This is a genomic window from Candidatus Nitrosopumilus sp. bin_6a, from assembly GCF_054095695.1.
Window position 1 is genome coordinate 168,610 of the sequence record NZ_JBSWSR010000005.1, and the last position, 18,347, is coordinate 186,956.

Genomic DNA, 18,347 nt, shown 5'->3' on the forward strand with positions numbered 1-18,347 from the left:
TTTAAAAAATTATTTGCTGAATTTTAAGATTCGCTCATTAGAAAAATAAAGGACTATCACACAATTCCATTATGGCTGAAATTACGGATGAAGATCGTGAAAGGGTAAAACTGTTGCAAATAGTAACAAGTTCAAAACATGAATTCAAAAAACTGTCTTTAGAACAATTAAAAAGATTACAAGAATTAGTTGAAAAAAAAGATTACAGTCATGATAAAAAAGCTCACAAATCTAAAGTAAAATTACTTGGAAAAATCAATGTTAGAATTTATGAGTTAACTGAAGGCAAGGGAATTTGGGGATAATCCAATTAGGTACAAATATCATAACGAATATGATCATTTGTGGTAAAAAATCATCTTGCGTCTGAAACAAGTCCATATCTCCTTCAACATGTAAACAATCCTGTTGATTGGTATGGTTGGAATGAGGAATCATTAAAAAAGGCAAAAGATGAAAACAAGCCAATCTTTCTTAGTGTTGGATATAGTTCATGTCATTGGTGCCATGTCATGGCTCATGAGTCGTTTGAAAATCAAGACGTTGCTGAATTTATGAATGCAAATTTCATTAATATCAAAGTTGATCGAGAAGAACGACCTGACATTGATGACATATATCAAAAAGTTTGTCAGATTGCAACAGGTCAAGGAGGTTGGCCTTTGAGTGTTTTTCTTACTCCTGATCAAAAACCATTCTATGTTGGAACTTATTTCCCCGTTCTGGATTCTTATGGACGTCCAGGGTTTGGGAGTATTTGCAGACAACTCTCCCAAGCTTGGAAAGAAAAACCTAAAGATATTGAAAAATCTGCCGAAAAATTTCTTGGCGCATTAGATAAAGCCGAAACGATTCAAATTCCATCAAAATTAGAAAGGGTTATTCTTGATGAGGCTGCAATGAATCTATTCCAATTGGGAGATGCAACCTATGGTGGATTTGGTTCTGCTCCAAAATTTCCAAATGCTGCAAATGTTTCTTTTCTTTTTAGATATGCAAAACTTACTGGATTAACCAAATTCACCGAATTTGCGCTCAAAACCCTCAAAAAAATGGCAAATGGGGGAATATTTGATCAAATTGGAGGTGGTTTTTCTAGATATTCTACTGATGCAAAATGGCTAGTTCCACATTTTGAAAAAATGCTTTATGACAATGCTTTGATTTCAGTAAACTATGTTGAGGCATTTCAAATTACAAAAGATCCTTTTTACCTTGAAGTTTTACAAAAAACTCTGGATTTCGTTTTACGTGAAATGACTTCTCCTGAGGGTGGGTTTTATTCTGCATATGATGCTGATTCTGAAGGTGTTGAAGGAAAATACTATGTATGGAAGAAAAGTGAGATTAAAGAAATTCTTGGGGATGATGCTGATTTGTTTTGCCTATACTATGATGTAACTGATGGTGGAAATTGGGAGGGAAATAACATCTTGTGTAATAATCTGAACATCTCTACAGTCGCTTTTAATTTTGGACTTTCTGAAACTGAGGTTAAAAAAATAATTAATCTGTGTTCTGAAAAATTATTAAAAACTCGTTCTTCTAGAATTCCTCCCGGACTGGATGACAAAATTTTAGTTTCTTGGAATTCTTTAATGATTACTGCGTTTGCAAAAGGTTATCGTGTTACAGGTGATATGAGATATCTAAATGCTGCAAAAAACTGTATTTCTTTTATTGAAAACAATTTACTTTCTGATGATAGATTATTACGAACATACAAAAACAAAACTGCAAAAATTGATGGATATTTAGAAGATTATTCTTATTTTATCAATGCATTACTTGATGTGTTTGAAATTGAACCTGATGAAAAATATCTGCAATTGTCTTTGAAATTAGGTCATCATTTAGTTAATCATTTCTGGGATTCTGAAAATAATAGTTTCTTTATGACTTCTGATGATCATGAAAAATTGATTATTCGTCCAAAGAGTAACTATGATTTGTCTTTACCTTCTGGAAATTCTGTATCTGCTTTTGTCATGCTTAGATTGTATCACCTGTCACAAGACCCTGCTTTTCTGAAAATTGCCACGAAAGTTATGGAATCTCAGGCACAAATGGCTGCAGAAAATCCCTTTGGTTTTGGGTATTTGCTAAATACAATTCTGATATACGTTGAAAAACCTGTTGAAATTACACTCGTAAACACTGAAAATTCCAAAATATGCGAATCCCTTCTTTTGGATTATTTGCCAAATTCTATTTTAATAACTATTCATAATGCTTCACAATTAGAGAACCTTTCAAAATATCCTTTCTTTGCAGGAAAATCTTTTGAAGATAAAACAACTGTTTTTGTTTGTAAGGATTTTGCTTGTTCTTTACCACTTTACACTCTTGATGAAATTCAATCCAATCTTTAGTTCTTTTTTAAATCTACTTCGATGATATTTCCGACTTGTGGTCTTCCCATGTTGTCATATCTTGACTTTGGCATTGCAATTGTGATCTGAGTTTGCTGGTATGATTTTATATTTACTGTTGGTTGTGCTTGTAAAATTGCTTCTAATAATGGCATTACTTGCTCTTTAGTTTCTGAATCTAGTTTTTTTGAAACATTTTCAATTATCATCTGTTTTTGAGATATTGGCTCAGTTGAAATATTTTCAATCAAAGTTAATTGAACCATCTGACCGTTATCTACTATTTGTGTAATTTTAAATTCATTTGTATCTGGCATGTGAAATGATCTATTTTCTGATGATTTATCTTTAACGAATTGAAAAATACAATGCAACTACTGCTGTGACTACTGCTGCAGATACTCCTAACCCGAATATTATTTTGCTTCCATCAACTTTCATAATTTTTACTAAAAATAGTTGGAATTAAATCATGCTGATTTTCTTCATTTTTAAAATTTATTCACTGATGATTTCTACGTAAGTGTTTTAATAGAAAATTTGCTATGTCTATTATCGCATACTAACTGTATTCATACACCTGCGATAGTACTGCGTCCAACAGGAGTCATAAGGAGTGTCCATTTGGGCACTCTTTTTAATTAAAATCACTGTCTGTCTGATTTTCAGGCTCCTCTTCTTTTTTATGTGTCTCTGGTTTTGGAGGATCAAGGATGGCTTTTTTGATTAATGCTGCACGCTCTTTTATTATCTGATTAAATTCTCTCATGTCGTCTAGCCCTGGTGTCTGTTGTTGATTTTGATATGCTTGTAAAAATCCAGAATATACACATCCTGTGATTATTCCAAATGCTGTATCTGGAACTGATTCTATTTCAGGAACAAAGTTTTCTGCTATTTGCTTGTAAGATTCTGATTCATTAATGTAATAGTCTACTAGACTGTCTATGAAATCTCTATTTTCCTTTGAAATTGTCATCTGTTTTTTCTTAATTTCCTAGTTTATTTAATTGTCTTTGATTAATCGTTTATTTATTCATAAATCGGTTTCATGGTGTTGTGGAAATTAGAATCAGATGAAGGTTTTTTTCGAATATATGATTCAAAAAAACTCATTGCAGGATATTTTGATCCTGATTATGGAGATGTTTTCTCAAAAGATAACTCTGAAGAAATTATTTTGTCTATGATAAAAAACCATGAAAAGATCTCAGGTGGGCTCTTGATGATTCCATGTGTAAAATTTCGATTATTTGATACTGATTTGGATACCTCTTTGGAAAATGTAGAAGAGCAAGTACTACGGGTGAATGCTCATTTACAAAAATGGAAGAATTTCTTATCTGAAACTAATCGCCAATCTCATTCGATTCGAATATCTCATACTGATCAGGACATGTTAACAATTACATTTCCAATAGTTTTTTCAAAACCCACTCCTCTTGAAAAAGTATCCTTACTTGAGGAACTTTTCGAAACTTTGGAATTGTTGCAAAAATCTAGTTTGCTGTGATCCTGTTTGTTTAAGGAAGGTGGTCTTTTTTCCATTTTTCAGCTTCATTTATGCAGTTAAACCACTCGACTTCTATGCTGTCTGAGTCAAATTCATTTTCTTCATTTTTAAATTCGATGTCACATTTGTTTTTCATATTTTCTGAAATCTGAATTACTTTTTGTTTGAGAACATTATCTGGTGGAGAAAATTTGTCATCTTCATTAAATTCTACTATTCCTGATTTAGCTAGCTGAAATTCAACCAATCCTAAATTTTCATATTCATAAGCTTCTTGAATTTGTGTGTCTGATCTTACTTTCGCTGATTCATCACCAGTTGAAATCCATTTGATATATTCAATATCGCTTTTTAATTGAGTCTCAGATGAAATCTTGAACAATTCTACAGAACTTTCAAATAATTTTGGTGGTGACAACTGATCATATTTGGAAATGATTTTTTCAAATTCTGTTATATGTTTGTCATAGTATTCCAACAATTCTTCTTTAGTGATATCTCCTTCATCCCATTTGATTTTTTCAGAATAAAATTTTGTTTGCAATTCTGCAACATCTTGTTGAATTTGTGCTAACTCGTTACCAAATTGAAATCCTTTCTGCTTGGTCTGTTCTGCTGAATAGTTGTATGCAATTATTGATAAAATGATTATAATTCCTATTATGGCAATTGTGATGTTTTGTATTTTGTTTTTTTTCAAAGATAATCTATGTAATTCCCATTCTCGTCTAACTTTAATTCAATTGTTAATTCTGTACCGCTGATAAAAGAATCGTTTCTTGTAGTTCTCACTCTTCCTACTACCAACTCATATGGCCAAATTTCTACAACTATTGAACCGACTTTGGCAGTTGGCGTCTCTGTAATTTCCATATCTTCACGTTTAACGCCATGTCTTTCAAGCATGTGTATGGCATGATCTAAAAGTGGCTTTGGATTATTGTAATTTAACACCCATACTGGTGCTTCGTAATCAATTTTCTGCAATTTGAAACAATCCTGAATTTACTCATATAACAATTATGCGCCTGTAGATTTTGAATGAATTTTTTGTAACAAATTCCAATTGACCAATGTTTGTAAAATGATGATTGGTCTGTGAACCAAGTTTCTTGATTTTTGATGGAGGGAATCAAACTAAAACATTAAGGCCCTTTGACGGACTAAATTCTGAATCACAAATTGTCACCAATTTAGTATCTGGGCCTTTTTGGGTTTGAACTTCTGTATTAAACACAAATTTTCATTTAACAATAAGCAGTAATTATAAAATTTAATCTTTAAATTTTAGAACCAGTGTAATTACGATTATCACAATAGCCAAACCCATCAATCCTATACCTGTTAACCAATAATCTGAAAATACATCTGTAAATGATAGTAACGCTACACCAATCAGAAACAAAGCCACAGTGATTATACTCCCATACAAAATAATTTTTGACATTATTCTTTTCCGTCCCAAACAACTCTTTGTGGAAATGGGATTTCAATTCCAGCATCATCTAGTGCATTTTTGATTACTTTGAGTAAATTTGGCATCACTTCTAAAAGATCATCACGTGGATGCCAAACACGAACCAATATGTTGACACTGCTATCTCCAAGTTCAGAAATCAGAAAGTCTGGTTCAGGCTCCATTAAGGAATATTTGACATTTTGTTTTATTGCATTTTTTATAACAGATAATGCATTGTCAATATTCTCACCATATCCAATGCCTACCGTAACCTCACTTCTTCGTACTTCAGATAAAATGAATGAGCGAAGATTAGATGTGAACATCTTTTCATTGGGGATTCTCACTACAGTTCCATCAAACTGCTGGATTTTAGACGAGAATGTACTAATGTCAATTAGTTTCCCAATTACATTGGCATCTACTACTTCTACTGTATCTCCTTGCTTTACAGGTTTTTCAATTAACAAGAAAATTCCTGAGATCATATTAGATACGACAGATTGAGCTGCAAATCCAATTACGATTCCCAGAAATCCTGCACCTACTACAAGCCCTCCAATATCTATTCCCTGACTTGCAGTTGCTGCAAACAAAAAGACGATGATTATACCATAGTATAGTAATTTGTTCATAGTCTTTACCGTGTGAACAGGCATGTTTGGTGAAAATTTTTTGTTGAAAATCATTCGAACTATTCTTGCAATGATTACTCCTGCAAAAACAATAATCACAGTTACTAGTAAACCCCAAACCGTCATTCCTTCCATTATTTGTGTATCTAAAATTTCAAGAACCATCTAATCAAATCCCTTGTCCATGGTGTATTGTTTTTTATCGCTGTTTTTAGAATAGGATACTAGTTTTAACATCTTCTTTGTTTTTGAATATGCTTTATGATTAATTTTAATGACATCAGTGTTTTCATCATGTTTTACAGTACATGTAATATCATCAACATGAACTTCAGATGATTTATCTCCATAATAGAAATTATGACTTGTAACTGGAAATACCAATTTTCCGATAAATACTCCATTGTCCAGTTCATTAGTGATATTTACTTTCATTTTTGCAAAAACATAAGGATCTGAATCATCTTTTTCCAAAAGTTTTACTTTGGAATACATGCAGAGTTTTCCGTTTTCAGGAGTTCCATATAATGCAAATCTAGAGTGAATTGGCTCACATGTAAAACAATCAAAAAGCTCTTTTGATTCATCAGTAGAATTTAGCACATAAACTCCAATCTCCATTGGAAACTGTATCAGTATATTAGCTGTTGATTTTTTTTCTACAAAAATTGATTCTTCTAAACGTAGGAATATCAGATCATGCGTCTTTTTAGAAGGAAGATGAATTGGTAAAATAGGACATAACTCAATCCTGATGTTATCTTTTGTTTGTGGGATTGATTTTCTAATTTCGTGATTTTCCGAGTTTTTTCTGTAATATGAAAATCGGCTGTCAGATTTACGTTCTATTTTGATTTGAGTTTGTGGTAACTGTAGTTCTAATTTTTCAGCAACGTCATACTGTCCAAATCCTGCAAATGTGCCATTTAGTTGATCAGTTTTCATCATTGGTATTCTCGATTTTTTCCGTTTTTAGAAAGTCTTCTAGCATCTCAATTTTTTGTAATTGATATGCGTATAAATCAGATAAAATAGGCAACATTGCTGCATTTAGATTAGCATCTATAACAGAACGCTTTCCCTCAATATACCTATGATTGTCTTTGATAATTTTATCATACACAAATTTTTCCAGCATTTGAGTTCTATCCTCTTGATTGTATCTGTCTATGGGATGTGTGTATAGCATAACACATTTACTTGTAAGAGGACTATTCATTGAAGCATAATAATCACTTCTACTTAATTCATGAAATTTTTCACGAGAACTTTCACAAAATTGCACTATACGTTTACTATATTCTGTAATTTCTTTCTCATCAAATGTGATGGATTTTGCTGTTTGGATTCTAGAGCATTCATCCAATGCGTTAATTTTTTCATATGATGAAAGTGCGTCATCATAAATGATTTTCAAACAATCTTCGTATTTTTCATTAAAAAGATCCATCTGAGAATAATTGAGAATGATATTTTTTTCTTGTAGTTGATTTTCCATATGTTCGATTTTTTCTTTTTGTTCATCAAAGGAGGATTTGAGAAGGAAGAAAACAGAATTAGATGCTATTGCTTCTTCCACACCTTGTTGTCTTAATTCTTCACTCTCTTCAATATTTTTTCTAACTTCATCTATGAGAAAATTGTGCAGTTGAGCGTACCTGTCATTTGTTGTAGAATTCCACATGGGTGCTGAATATAATTTTAGACATTGTTGTGTTGTTCCTCCAGCCTGATTCCACATTTTTTTGGCACCCACTAATAGGAAAATTTCATATTTTTCATCACAATATGCGATTGTCACTTTTGAAAATTTAGTAATTTTTTGTAATTTTGATGAAGCGTCAATCTTTTGTAATTTATTGCATTCTTCAAGATCATTTAACCTTGCAATATGGTTAAGGCGGGTATTTTCTTTGAGTATTCTTGTACATTCATTATGCAATTCTTCAGAGTAATATTTTTCAAAAGATGAAATTCCACCTTCTGATGTTGAACAAGTTTGTAGAGCATAATGTCTTTCAACGGGAGTCATGGATTTATCACTAGTTGCTGAAACCCTACATTCATGCCTTGATTCTCCAAAACTATCCTGAATTGTTAATGAAAAAACTATGATTACAAACAATGGAATTAAAGTAAAAGTAATTTTGTGATTCATTTACAAATATCTTAATTACATTTGTTATATACCATGACAATATTGCCAGCTATGACATTAATGGATTCTAGAACAGGCATACTTGGAAGAATAATGACAATTGTGCTCACTGGATAGATAGATCTGAAAGATAAATTTCAGAAATATGGTCTATAAAGAGAAATTTTGAGGTTTAGGGTTAAATTTTAGGCATAGAATAAAGTTTCATTGTTTAATTCTGCGTCCATTTTCATTCCCAATTTGGTAGGTGAATCCCCGTGGACTCACTTTTTCTTTATTTTTTGTTTTGATAATTCTTGTTTTACTTGTCGTTTTACTTCTTTTTTTATTAATTCAGAAAGTTCTGTCTTTGGTGATGGTTCTGTAATTCTTTCACTTAATCTGATGGATTTCTCAAATCTTTGAACTAATCTGTCTATCAATTCTTCAAGAACGTCAGTAAGATAATGCTGAATCAAGAATCTAGCTTCAAATTGATGCCTTTCAAATCCTTGTAGATTCTTGTGCCAATTATGCCAGTTTTCTGTCCAATCTCTTTTATCAAAATTTTCTGATTGTTGAGATAGTTTCTTCCAAATATCAAATAGGGTTTCTTCAGGTATGGCTTCCTTCTTTTTGTAAAATTCTATGTGGTCATCTGCAGTTTTTGCAGTTAATTTGTACAGATCTTCATATTCTTCAAAGACTGAATCCTTGTTTTTACTCATCAGAATTTATACAAAAACTGCTAATTTTTTCGTATCTCAGGCATGTTTCAAGAAGGGACTTGAACTAATTTGACAAGTCACCTCGAGGGCCTATGCAAATTGGTTTAAGAATTTTACATGCAGAAATTATCTTATGATGGAATTTAGTGAATTTCTAGATGATGTTGGAAAAACAGGAAATCATTGGATTGATTATCATATTGTCATGGGAAAAATTTGGTCATATGAGAAAAAGTACAAAATCAAAATTAGAATTTTTGTTGAATAAAGAAATAATGTCGTTAGCATCCGAAGATGCTAACGGTTGGTTTTACGACTAGCAACCAAAGCCACTAGGTCGGAAAACACAACTTGGCGTGCAAACCAATTGAAATCTTGATAGTTTTTACAAAATAATAACTGACAATCTAGCTTAGATCAATTATTCGGGAATGATTACATTTAATGTCATTGTACTTACGACTCTGGACAGTTTCCTAATGGTTGCAATGACTTTTTCAAATTCCTCTTGATTGTCTGTTTTTACTTCTGCAATTACATCATATGCACCAAAAGTTAGATATGCGTTAGTAATGTCTTGCATTTGCTTTAATTCATCAACGATGTATTCCTCGGCTCCCAGATCACAATTTAATAAAATGAATCCTTTATGCATTGTCTGATTGTGATTATGGAGTTCCTGTCTTTAAGTTTTCTAGTGCTACCATCTACTGCGTCCGCCGTAGCTATTTCTATTGCTATCTGAGTCTCTTCTTTTTCTAGTTCTATCGTCTCTTGGATTGCTGCCTCTGTCTGATCTTCCATATCCTCCAGATCGTCCTCCTCTGGAATAATTAGATCTGGATTGGCCCCCATACCTTCTTGATGGGGTTTGTCTTTTCAGTGGATCTGGAATTGAAATTTGTATTCCCATTTCTTGATTTAAATCTCTAATTGGCACTTTGATTTGGCGCTTGATTAGATTCCAATCTCCTACTGATGAATATGATACAAATGTAACTGCTTTACCTTTTGCACCTGCTCTGGCGGTTCTTCCAATTCTATGAAAGTATGCCATCTCTTGATTTGGCACATCATAATTAATCACTAATTCTACTCTTGGAACATCTATACCTCTTGATGCCACATCTGTTGCTACAAGAATGTCTGCTTTACCGCTTCTGAATTTTCCCATTGATTGCTCTCTTCTATGCTGTGACATGTCCCCTTCAATAGCAACTGCATTGAATTTTTCTTGATGGAGGAATTTTGCCACATCACGAGTTCTGTATTTTGTAGAACAAAATACTATGCTTTGACCTTTTGTTGGTTTTATGAAATCAAGTAGGTACTTGAATTTGTCTCTGTCTTTAATCACTAAATATGATTGGTCTATTCCTTCTCCGCTGAGATCATCTGCATCTAACAAGAATTGTTTTGGATTCTTTAGATATTCCTCAGACAATCTCAAAATTTCTGTTGGCATTGTTGCTGAAAATAATGCCATCACTCTGTCTTCTGGGGCTAAATCTAAAATAAATGAAATATCTTCTACAAATCCCATATCTAACATGGTATCTGCTTCATCTAGAACAATATATGAAATATCTCTGAGTTCTATTGATCCTCTTTTGAGATGATCTATCAATCTACCTGGTGTTGCTACTACAATTTCAACTCCTCTATGGAGGGCATCTAACTGAATTCCCATTCCTTGTCCTCCGTAGACTGTAGCTATTTTGATTCCTGTATATTTTCCAAATTTCTTGATTTCATCGCTGATTTGCATTGCAAGTTCTCTTGTAGGTGCCATTATCAATCCCTGAATTCCTTGTTTGGGCTGAATCTCTTGCAACATTGACAATGCAAATGCTGCTGTTTTTCCAGAGCCTGTATGAGCTTGTCCCACCACATCTCTGCCTGAAAGTAACACTGGAATTACTGCTTCTTGAATTGGGAATGCTTCTTCAAAGCCTTGATCAGTAATTCCTCTTAGTATCTCGTCGCTTAATCCTAAATCTTGAAATTTTGTCATTTTGTTTTTTTCTCTTTGGCAATGACGAAAAAGCTCATTGCCTACTCGTCATTATTCTGATACATGATCCCTCCTTATGTCTAATAAACGCTTGTTATTCTTTATGCATCCAATTGAGCATCAATAATTTTTTTAAAACTCTCAAATGGCTGGGCTCCTTTTAATTCAACATATCCTACAATATCATTTCCAACAAAGAATCCTGGTGTCCCTGAAACTCCATATTCTCTTCCATCCTCAAGATCTTTTTTAATTTCTGGAATAAATTTTCCACTAGAAAGACATGAATCAAATTCTTCTTGATCTAATTTCATGTCTGTTGCATATTGATTGAATAATGATAATGCATCCACAGTATCTAGTTTATTCCATTCGTTTTGTTTTTCAAATAATGCATCATGCATTTCTCTGAATTTTCCTTGTTCATTTGCACATTCAGCTGCAACTGATGCAGGTAATGCATTTGGATGAATGCTTTGTATTGGAAAATCTCTAAAAACCAATTTTACTTTTCCTTGTTCGATATACTCTTCAAGAATTAATGGTAATGTCTGGGTGTGGAATCTTGCACAAAATGGACATTGAAAATCTGAAAATTCCACAATTGTAATTGGAGCGTCTGGATTTCCTATGATGGGATCATCATCTGTTGAAATTTTTACAGGCGCTGATGGTTGTTTTGTGGGCAATTGATTTTGTAATAATTTTAATTCCAATTTTGCTATTGCATCGTCAAGATCTTCTTCTGAAATTTGGTTGAAATTTGATGTATACGATCCTGCAAAGAATGCAGCAACTCCCACTAAGATGATTATCCCTACCATCATTCCGTTAAACGTGGATTTCTTAACTGATACTTTTTGATTAGTTTCTTCCTCAAAACTCATTTCAATTCATTGAACATTTAGCATACTTAATCGTATTGCCAAATTTTGGCTAAAGACCGATTTAAAAATTTGAAAAGCCAATGACGGGATCTGAACCCATGACCTATTGATTACAAATCAATTGCTCTACCAGGCTGAGCTACATTGGCACGAAGTAAAATGAAATTTTTGAAGGTTTAAAGTGTTACCTGTGGTTCGTTTCAAAATGATCTTTATTCGAAAATCGCTAAATTTGCCGTCAGTTTATAATAATCCTATATTTTGATACCTCATATGAGATACATCGAACCTACTAGAGTCAAGGTTTTGATGATGATGTTTTTTGCAACTGGCTCCATTGGTATTGTTATTGGACTATCTCCAATTGCTGGGCCTCAACAAACTCTTATGATTACTTTTATGGGTGTGATAAACATCGGGCTGGGTGCGTTCTTTACCTTCATTCTTTTGACTCAGATTCAGAAAGAACCTGATAAAAGAAAGAAAAAGAAAAAATGATTAATTCTATGTTTCATTTGAAAATGCTTTTTCGTCATGTCCAATTAAAGTATAAATAATAACTATCTTTCATGAATTCAGAAATGCTAGATTTAGTTGCAAAGAATTTGTTTCTTACTAAAGGCAAAGGCGTTCATGAAGACAGATTGACCAGTTTTGAATATGCATTACGAGATGCAGGAATCGCAGGAACTAATCTTGTTTTAATTTCCAGCATATTTCCTCCAAAGGCAAAACTGATTTCTAGAAAAGAAGGGTTGAAAAAAATTTCACCTGGACAAATCTTGTTTACTATTTATTCTAAGAATCAAACAAATGAACCTCATCGAGTATGCTCTGCATCTGTGGGTCTTGCTCAGCCAAAGGACAAAGCACGATATGGATACTTGTCTGAATATGAGGCATTTGGACAAAATGAAATTCAAGCAGGAGATTATGCTGAAGATATTGCAGCACAAATGCTTGCATCTTCTTTAGGAATTCCTTTTGATGCTGACAAGGCATGGAATGAAAAAAGGCAGCAATGGTCAATTTCTGGAGAAATCTACAAAACTCATAACATTACTTCAGCTACTAAGGGCGACAAAGATGGAAAATGGACCACAGTCTTTGCAGCAGCTGTTCTTTTGTTGTAATTATTTTTTATATCCTTTAAGATAAAATAACGCAGCAGCTATTGCAACTATTGTAATTATAATTACAACTAAAATTGATTCGTCAAATTCTTGCTTTTCTTCTAACATGCTATCCCCACCAAGTGAAAATTTTAATTCATTACTGCTCACGGTTGTTTCCTTGCCAAAAATGTATTTTCCTTGAATCATCTGTCCTTCTTCAGGATCAAAAACCCAGCCTTTTTTTGTAATGTCTATTGGGATTTTTTCATTATCTATTATATGAGTTGGAATGATGTTTCCTCTCACATCTGAAATGTTTGTGTTTTCAGATGAAATAATTGCTACCTGAACTATTGAATTTAGAGGGTAAAATCCTGTTGAGAAATACTCTGATCTTTTCAGTTCATTTGTCTTTAGCAATTCCAGTGGATCGATTTTATCGATACTTGGTGCGATTCCAGAATATGTCGTTGATACTCTCAATTGAAGCAATGATTTACTGCCTGACGGGATTATGGAAAATGTCATCTTTGCATTTTCATCTGTTGAAAGATTTTTTGCTGCATCATAAAATCCTCCCGAATCTCTGATGATTTTTGGAATTAAAATTGCTGAGATCTTTTCGTACATTGAATCGGTGTCTTCCATAGGCATGGTATATACTGCAGAAATTGTTCCTTTGCCTGAAACCACTCCTGATGTTTGTAGTGCTGTATTTGTTTCGTCACTAGGTTGAATAAATGTAGAATGCAGTTTTGCTTTTGTATCAAAAATGTCGTTTATCTCGTCAATAAATTGCTCTGATATTTTCAATGTTGAATTTTGAATTTTTAAAAAGTTGGTATCTTCTGGATTTCTTTTTACGTTGATTATGATGCACGATTCCCCATTAACACCTAGAACACATTTGTCCTGGTTTGTAATTATTACTGCTGAAATATTTTCGTTTTCTCTAATTCTTTGTTCTAACTCTGCTGGAATTTTAATTTCTTGAATGCTAGTACTTTGTAATGTGATTGATGATGTTACATTTTGTGTAATTCTTTTATCTATGATGACTTGTGCCGTCTCCTGAAATGTTGCAAGGCCTATTTCTTGGGAATATGCATAATTCACTGAAATTCCAACTAGTGCAATAATCGCAAGGAAAATAATTTTTTGCTGCATCGGCTGTGTTTCTATATGTGAAATTATTAAATTTACTCCTATTTTGTCTATATCTTGTTCAGCAACTTGATTCTTCTTCATTTTTTGTAAAATACGTGATATCTAGTAACTAATATTCCCATTAATCCAATTATTTGGATAATATGGCATTGATTCCTGTTTTAGTGGATTTTCTTCTTCATCCTATAATCCAACTGGTTGCTGTTTTGAGTGCGTTTGGCATTGGATTGTTTCAAGGAATAATACTTGGTAGGGCCATACTTGTCAGATTTCCGCGTTTGCAAAATCGCGTTAAAACTGTCTCTGTTACGATGTTTATTCTGTTTCTAACAAATGCAATTTTGAGTGTTCCGCGCTTTGCTTCTCCTGAAAAAATCACTCTTTCAAATCTGTCTGCAAGCAGTCCTGGTGAAATCATATCTTCACTTTTCTTGATTTTTGGAATGAATACTGGCTTTTTGACAGTATTGGCAATATCTGTGACAGTCATGAGTTTTGTTGTTTTGAAATTCACAAATCTTACTGGTATTACAAAAGGATTTGTTTTCTTTTTCAGTGCCCTTTTGTTGATATTGACTGCTGTAAGTAGATTCACTGATCTAACTCCCAGTACTTTTGAAGTTTTACTGTATTTTCTTTATCAATTGGGAATCACTATTGGGATTTTGGCAGGCTCTATCAGAAAGATAAAACCTAAGAAATTAGACTAAATAATTTCAAACGTTTAAATCAGATCATCATTGTATTTGAAATGACATCGAATTCAAACCGTTCGGGGAACAAGCTGGCAGTCCATGCGTTGGACTGTCAGCCCCATTTATTCTAAAACTAGTTTAATGTAGATAGTGTCTTTACTTGGTCTCTGACATAATCAAATCCTTCCTGCCAGAATTTTTGACTAGATATGTCAAATCCGTATTCTGAAAGAAGTTTTTCTGGTTTCTTTGAACCTCCTGCTGCAAGAATGCTGATGTATGCTGGAACAAAGTCCTTTCCTTCTTTTTTGTACCTTTGGAATAAAGACAGAGCTAGTAAATTACCAAATGAATACGCATAACAGTAAAACGGCGTGTGATAAAAATGAGGAATACAGCTCCATTCAATTGCAAAGTCATCTGTCAAACTAACAGAATTTCCAAATTGAACTTTGAGATTGTTCAAATATGTTTTTGATATTTCATCTATTGTGGTGCCTTCTCCTATCTGCTTATGAGCATCTATTTCAAAGATTGTGAAAAATGATTGTCTTAGAATTGTTGCATATAGATCATCGATTTTCTCTGACAGCATTACTTTCTTTTCATTATCTGAAATTTTGTTAGACAAATTATCATACAATAATAATTCCGAAAAAGTTGATGCTGTTTCTGCTAGAGGCAATGGTGCATCTTGAACAAGAATTGATCTGTCTTGTGCCGCTTGACTATGTACAGCATGACCTAATTCATGTGCCAGGGTAAACACATCTCTGGACTTGCCTGTAAAATTCACCAATACATAAGGGGTGATTTTTGGCGAAAGAGTACTGCAAAATGCCCCATCTCGTTTTCCCTGTCTTACTTCTGAATCAATATGGTTCTCATTGAATACTTTTCTGGCATACTCTTCCAGTGTACTACTGAATTTTCCCAATGATTCAAAAACTAATTTCACTGATTTGTCATATGAATAATTTTTCTCTTTGATATTTGCTGCTGCTGGTGCATACAAATCATACCTTCGTAATTTTTTCATGTTTAGCATCTTTGCTTTTTGAACGAAAAACTCCTGAAAAACAGGCGAGTTTCTTTTACATACTGCAAGTAGTGATTCTATAGTTTTATCGTCTACATCGTTTCCTATGTTTCTCATTGAAATTGGTGACTTGTATCCTCGAATTTCAATACCTTCATCTTTCCAATTAAGAACTATGTTTTGGTATATTTCTCCAACGACTCCTTTATTATCAGAGTATTTCGAAAGAATCGTTTTGTATGCTGTCTCTCTAATCTTTGGATTGTTACTCCTAACATAATTTGTAAGTTCTTCTCTTGTCATCACTTTAGTTTTATTTCCGATTTTCATTTTATATTCAAAAGAATTTGTAATCTTGTCATACAGTTTTACAAGCGCAGATATTCCGGTCACATCTAATGTATTTATGATTCTCTCTTCTGGTTCACTTAATGCATATTTTGCAAATAGTCTTTTATGAGAAAGATACTCTGTAATTTCTCCTGCATCTTTCATTAGTCTTTTTGCATTTTTATCGTCAACTTGGGTTTTCCACCATAAATCAAAAAACAAAATTTTATTTGATATTTCGGCCCCAAGTTTTGACATTCTTGTCATTAGAGATGTTGCTTCGTCTGATTGCGTGTCTGAAGAATATGATAATGATGCATAACCTCCAATTCTATTCATGTTTTCAGAAATTTCTTCAACTTGATGAAGTATGTTCATGAATTGCTTAGTTGACATTTTAGGATCTAATTTTGATTTAATCTTTTCAAATTTTTTTGCCTGGTTTTCCAATTCTTTAATCTGTCTTTGAAATGCTGGACTTTTTGGATTTTTTACTAGTTTTGTGAGATCCCATTTACCCAACTGATATGATGACATCTGAATTTGCTGTTTTGTAACTATTAAAAAATGAATATGTGTATTGTTGGCATTATTCTAAAAATTCTTGTTTTTGGTATTTTTTGAGACTTTTTGCCATCTAGTTGTAATTTGCAAAAATTTTGTTCCTAAAATTTGGGCTCAATATCTTCCCCAAAAGTCGTAAAATAAGTCGTTTATATAGGAAATCATTAGCATAAAAGAAGTAATCTTTATGGTTTTAGAAATTATCAATGCTGATTCGACATGTGGTCGTTGTGGAAAAAATTCTATGTTGACTGACAATGTAACTGGTGAAAGATTCTGTGGGAAATGTGGTTACGTAATCACTGAGACCCTGCAAGACTCTGGACCTGAATGGAGATCATTTTCAAAAGAAGGAGGATCAGATCCAACTAGAACTGGAGCTCCCACATCACTTGCAATGCATGATAGAGGACTTGCAACTATTATCAGTCCTATGAACAAAGACTCTTCTGGCAAACCTCTGACATCTACTATGAAAAGTACTATTGAAAGACTAAGAACTTGGGATAGTAGAAGTAAAGTAAATGCCTCTTCAGACAAAAATCTCAGACAAGCATTAAGTGAATTATCCACATTAAAAGACAAACTCTCATTATCTGATACAGTAATTGAAAAAGCATCATACATTTACAGAAAAGCACTGGAAAAAGGTCTTGTAAAAGGACGTTCCATATCTGCATTGATTGCAGCTTCTCTTTATGCTGCATGCAGAGATACTGAAACTCCTAGAACTCTAAAAGATGTTTCAGATGCAGGTAACATCAAGAAAAAAGATATCTCAAGATGTTACAGAATTCTACATCAGGAATTGGAGCTAAAAATGCCTGTAGTGGATCCTGTTCAATGTGTTGCAAGAATTGCAAGCTCTATTGGAATTACTGAAAAAACAAAACGTTATGCTGTCAAAGTACTCAAAGATGCACAAGCTCATGAGGAATCTGCAGGAAAAGATCCTATGGGATTAGCAGCTGCCGCATTATACCTTTCATGTGTTAAAAATGGCGAAGATAAAACTCAACGAGATATTGCAGAGGCTGCAAATGTAACTGAAGTAACAATTAGAAATAGATACAAAGGCTTGAGATTAGACCAAAATATGGATATGCTGGGAGGAAAATAAGAAAATGACTCAAACAAAACCTGTAATTGCAATTGTCAATGTTGTTGCTTCTGCAACAATTGAACAAAAATTAGACCTAGTAGATATTACTAAAAAATTCCCTGCAGTTGAATACCATCCAGAACAATTCCCTGGTGCTGTGTTTAGACTGAAAAACCCTAAAACTGCAACATTGCTTTTTGGCTCTGGAAAGATGGTGTGTACAGGTGCAAAATCACAAGAATTAGCAGAAACTGCCGTGTTTGAGGTAGTCAAAATATTACGAAAAGGAAAAATCAAAATTAAAAATGATCCAATAGTGTCAATACAAAATATTGTATCTTCAATCAATCTTGGAGGTAAAGTCAATTTGGAGCAAGCCGCCAGAACTCTTCCTAGAAGTATGTACGAGCCAGAACAATTCCCTGGATTAATCCATAGGATGCTTGATCCAAAAACGGTAATTCTCATATTTGCATCTGGAAAATTAGTTTGTGTAGGAGCAAAATTAGAAAAAGATGTTCATCGCTCTGTAAACCAAATTCATGCTTTGCTTGAAGAAAAAGGTTTAATGGTTTACGATTAGGCTTTGA

Annotated in this window: 23 protein-coding genes and 1 tRNA gene; 8 read left to right on the forward strand and 16 right to left on the reverse strand. The window is 33.2% G+C overall.

Going from position 1 to position 18,347, the window contains the following annotated elements:
* Nucleotides 1–71 precede the first annotated feature (71 nt).
* Nucleotides 72–305, forward strand: a complete 234-nt coding sequence (locus ACW9XA_RS06745; protein ID WP_300324193.1) for a hypothetical protein — start codon at nucleotides 72–74, stop codon at nucleotides 303–305.
* Between the two features lie 39 nt (nucleotides 306–344).
* The gene (locus ACW9XA_RS06750) at nucleotides 345–2,372 is read left to right on the forward strand and encodes a thioredoxin domain-containing protein (RefSeq protein WP_457763599.1); all 2,028 of its coding nucleotides are present in this window, start codon (nucleotides 345–347) and stop codon (nucleotides 2,370–2,372) included.
* On the opposite strand, the gene ACW9XA_RS06755 is transcribed toward ACW9XA_RS06750, so the two are convergent.
* Together ACW9XA_RS06755 and ACW9XA_RS06760 are read right to left on the reverse strand one after the other, a co-directional pair.
* On the reverse strand, nucleotides 2,369–2,689 hold the full coding sequence (locus ACW9XA_RS06755) for a hypothetical protein (RefSeq protein ID WP_300324199.1): 321 nt from the start codon (nucleotides 2,687–2,689) through the stop codon (nucleotides 2,369–2,371). The two genes, ACW9XA_RS06750 and ACW9XA_RS06755, sit on opposite strands and share 4 nt — an antisense overlap.
* A gap of 320 nt (nucleotides 2,690–3,009) precedes the next feature.
* A complete protein-coding gene (locus ACW9XA_RS06760; RefSeq protein WP_457763600.1) occupies nucleotides 3,010–3,351 on the reverse strand; it encodes a hypothetical protein in 342 nt (113 codons plus the stop codon).
* Nucleotides 3,352–3,423: 72 nt separating this feature from the next.
* Here ACW9XA_RS06760 and ACW9XA_RS06765 point away from each other — a divergent pair, with 72 nt between their 5' ends.
* Nucleotides 3,424–3,885, forward strand: a complete 462-nt coding sequence (locus ACW9XA_RS06765) for a hypothetical protein (protein WP_457763601.1) — start codon at nucleotides 3,424–3,426, stop codon at nucleotides 3,883–3,885.
* A gap of 10 nt (nucleotides 3,886–3,895) precedes the next feature.
* On the opposite strand, the gene ACW9XA_RS06770 is transcribed toward ACW9XA_RS06765, so the two are convergent.
* From ACW9XA_RS06770 to ACW9XA_RS06800, 7 genes are all read right to left on the reverse strand, one after another.
* On the reverse strand, nucleotides 3,896–4,585 hold the full coding sequence (locus ACW9XA_RS06770; RefSeq protein WP_457763602.1) for a hypothetical protein: 690 nt from the start codon (nucleotides 4,583–4,585) through the stop codon (nucleotides 3,896–3,898).
* The gene (locus ACW9XA_RS06775) at nucleotides 4,582–4,872 is read right to left on the reverse strand and encodes a hypothetical protein (RefSeq protein ID WP_300324212.1); all 291 of its coding nucleotides are present in this window, start codon (nucleotides 4,870–4,872) and stop codon (nucleotides 4,582–4,584) included. The genes ACW9XA_RS06770 and ACW9XA_RS06775 overlap by 4 nt, the downstream gene beginning before the upstream one ends.
* Nucleotides 4,873–5,158: 286 nt before the next feature.
* Nucleotides 5,159–5,332, reverse strand: coding sequence for a hypothetical protein (locus ACW9XA_RS06780; RefSeq protein ID WP_457763603.1), 174 nt, complete (start codon nucleotides 5,330–5,332; stop codon nucleotides 5,159–5,161).
* Nucleotides 5,332–6,144, reverse strand: a complete 813-nt coding sequence (locus ACW9XA_RS06785; protein WP_457763604.1) for a mechanosensitive ion channel family protein — start codon at nucleotides 6,142–6,144, stop codon at nucleotides 5,332–5,334. Before ACW9XA_RS06785 ends, ACW9XA_RS06780 begins: the two co-directional genes overlap by 1 nt.
* Nucleotides 6,145–6,927 carry a DUF432 domain-containing protein gene (locus tag ACW9XA_RS06790; RefSeq protein WP_457763605.1) on the reverse strand — a complete coding sequence of 261 codons (783 nt, stop codon included), beginning with the start codon at nucleotides 6,925–6,927 and terminating at the stop codon, nucleotides 6,145–6,147. It lies immediately after the preceding gene.
* A complete protein-coding gene (locus ACW9XA_RS06795) occupies nucleotides 6,914–8,137 on the reverse strand; it encodes a hypothetical protein (RefSeq protein ID WP_457763606.1) in 1,224 nt (407 codons plus the stop codon). Before ACW9XA_RS06795 ends, ACW9XA_RS06790 begins: the two co-directional genes overlap by 14 nt.
* 263 nt (nucleotides 8,138–8,400) lie before the next feature.
* Nucleotides 8,401–8,844 (reverse strand): hypothetical protein, encoded by a 444-nt coding sequence (locus ACW9XA_RS06800; RefSeq protein WP_457763607.1) that lies wholly within the window; start codon nucleotides 8,842–8,844, stop codon nucleotides 8,401–8,403.
* Between the two features lie 158 nt (nucleotides 8,845–9,002).
* On the opposite strand from ACW9XA_RS06800, the gene ACW9XA_RS06805 reads away from it, so the two are divergent.
* Nucleotides 9,003–9,164: a hypothetical protein gene (locus ACW9XA_RS06805; RefSeq protein ID WP_457763608.1), complete on the forward strand. Its 162-nt coding sequence runs from the start codon at nucleotides 9,003–9,005 to the stop codon at nucleotides 9,162–9,164.
* A gap of 101 nt (nucleotides 9,165–9,265) precedes the next feature.
* Here the strand turns inward: ACW9XA_RS06805 and ACW9XA_RS06810 are convergent, their stop codons facing one another.
* The 4 genes from ACW9XA_RS06810 to ACW9XA_RS06825 form a co-directional block, all read right to left on the reverse strand.
* On the reverse strand, nucleotides 9,266–9,499 hold the full coding sequence (locus ACW9XA_RS06810; protein WP_457763609.1) for an Lrp/AsnC ligand binding domain-containing protein: 234 nt from the start codon (nucleotides 9,497–9,499) through the stop codon (nucleotides 9,266–9,268).
* Nucleotides 9,500–9,544: 45 nt separating this feature from the next.
* Nucleotides 9,545–10,858 carry a DEAD/DEAH box helicase gene (locus ACW9XA_RS06815; RefSeq protein WP_457763610.1) on the reverse strand — a complete coding sequence of 438 codons (1,314 nt, stop codon included), beginning with the start codon at nucleotides 10,856–10,858 and terminating at the stop codon, nucleotides 9,545–9,547.
* A 101-nt stretch (nucleotides 10,859–10,959) separates the two neighbouring features.
* Entirely contained in the window at nucleotides 10,960–11,745 is a 786-nt protein-coding gene (locus ACW9XA_RS06820) for a thioredoxin domain-containing protein (RefSeq protein ID WP_457763611.1), read from the reverse strand.
* Nucleotides 11,746–11,820: 75 nt separating this feature from the next.
* Nucleotides 11,821–11,894, reverse strand: a tRNA-Thr gene (locus ACW9XA_RS06825).
* A 124-nt stretch (nucleotides 11,895–12,018) separates the two neighbouring features.
* On the opposite strand from ACW9XA_RS06825, the gene ACW9XA_RS06830 reads away from it, so the two are divergent.
* Together ACW9XA_RS06830 and ACW9XA_RS06835 are read left to right on the forward strand one after the other, a co-directional pair.
* Nucleotides 12,019–12,243, forward strand: a complete 225-nt coding sequence (locus tag ACW9XA_RS06830) for a hypothetical protein (RefSeq protein WP_457763612.1) — start codon at nucleotides 12,019–12,021, stop codon at nucleotides 12,241–12,243.
* A 71-nt stretch (nucleotides 12,244–12,314) separates the two neighbouring features.
* Complete coding sequence (locus ACW9XA_RS06835) at nucleotides 12,315–12,878, forward strand: pyruvoyl-dependent arginine decarboxylase (RefSeq protein ID WP_457763613.1); 564 nt, start codon at nucleotides 12,315–12,317, stop codon at nucleotides 12,876–12,878.
* Here ACW9XA_RS06835 and ACW9XA_RS06840 read toward each other — a convergent pair whose 3' ends face one another.
* The 3 genes from ACW9XA_RS06840 to ACW9XA_RS06850 all read right to left on the reverse strand — a co-directional run bounded on the left by ACW9XA_RS06840 (nucleotide 12,879) and on the right by ACW9XA_RS06850 (nucleotide 16,628).
* Nucleotides 12,879–14,027 (reverse strand): hypothetical protein, encoded by a 1,149-nt coding sequence (locus ACW9XA_RS06840; RefSeq protein ID WP_457763778.1) that lies wholly within the window; start codon nucleotides 14,025–14,027, stop codon nucleotides 12,879–12,881.
* 232 nt (nucleotides 14,028–14,259) lie between these two features.
* Nucleotides 14,260–14,622, reverse strand: coding sequence for a hypothetical protein (locus ACW9XA_RS06845; RefSeq protein ID WP_457763614.1), 363 nt, complete (start codon nucleotides 14,620–14,622; stop codon nucleotides 14,260–14,262).
* 233 nt (nucleotides 14,623–14,855) lie between these two features.
* Entirely contained in the window at nucleotides 14,856–16,628 is a 1,773-nt protein-coding gene (locus ACW9XA_RS06850) for a M3 family oligoendopeptidase (RefSeq protein ID WP_457763615.1), read from the reverse strand.
* 214 nt (nucleotides 16,629–16,842) lie between these two features.
* Between ACW9XA_RS06850 and ACW9XA_RS06855 the strand changes: the two genes are divergently transcribed.
* Nucleotides 16,843–17,775 carry a transcription initiation factor IIB gene (locus ACW9XA_RS06855; RefSeq protein WP_457763616.1) on the forward strand — a complete coding sequence of 311 codons (933 nt, stop codon included), beginning with the start codon at nucleotides 16,843–16,845 and terminating at the stop codon, nucleotides 17,773–17,775.
* A gap of 4 nt (nucleotides 17,776–17,779) precedes the next feature.
* A complete protein-coding gene (locus ACW9XA_RS06860; RefSeq protein WP_179360338.1) occupies nucleotides 17,780–18,340 on the forward strand; it encodes a TATA-box-binding protein in 561 nt (186 codons plus the stop codon).
* Nucleotides 18,341–18,347: the final 7 nt, after the last annotated feature.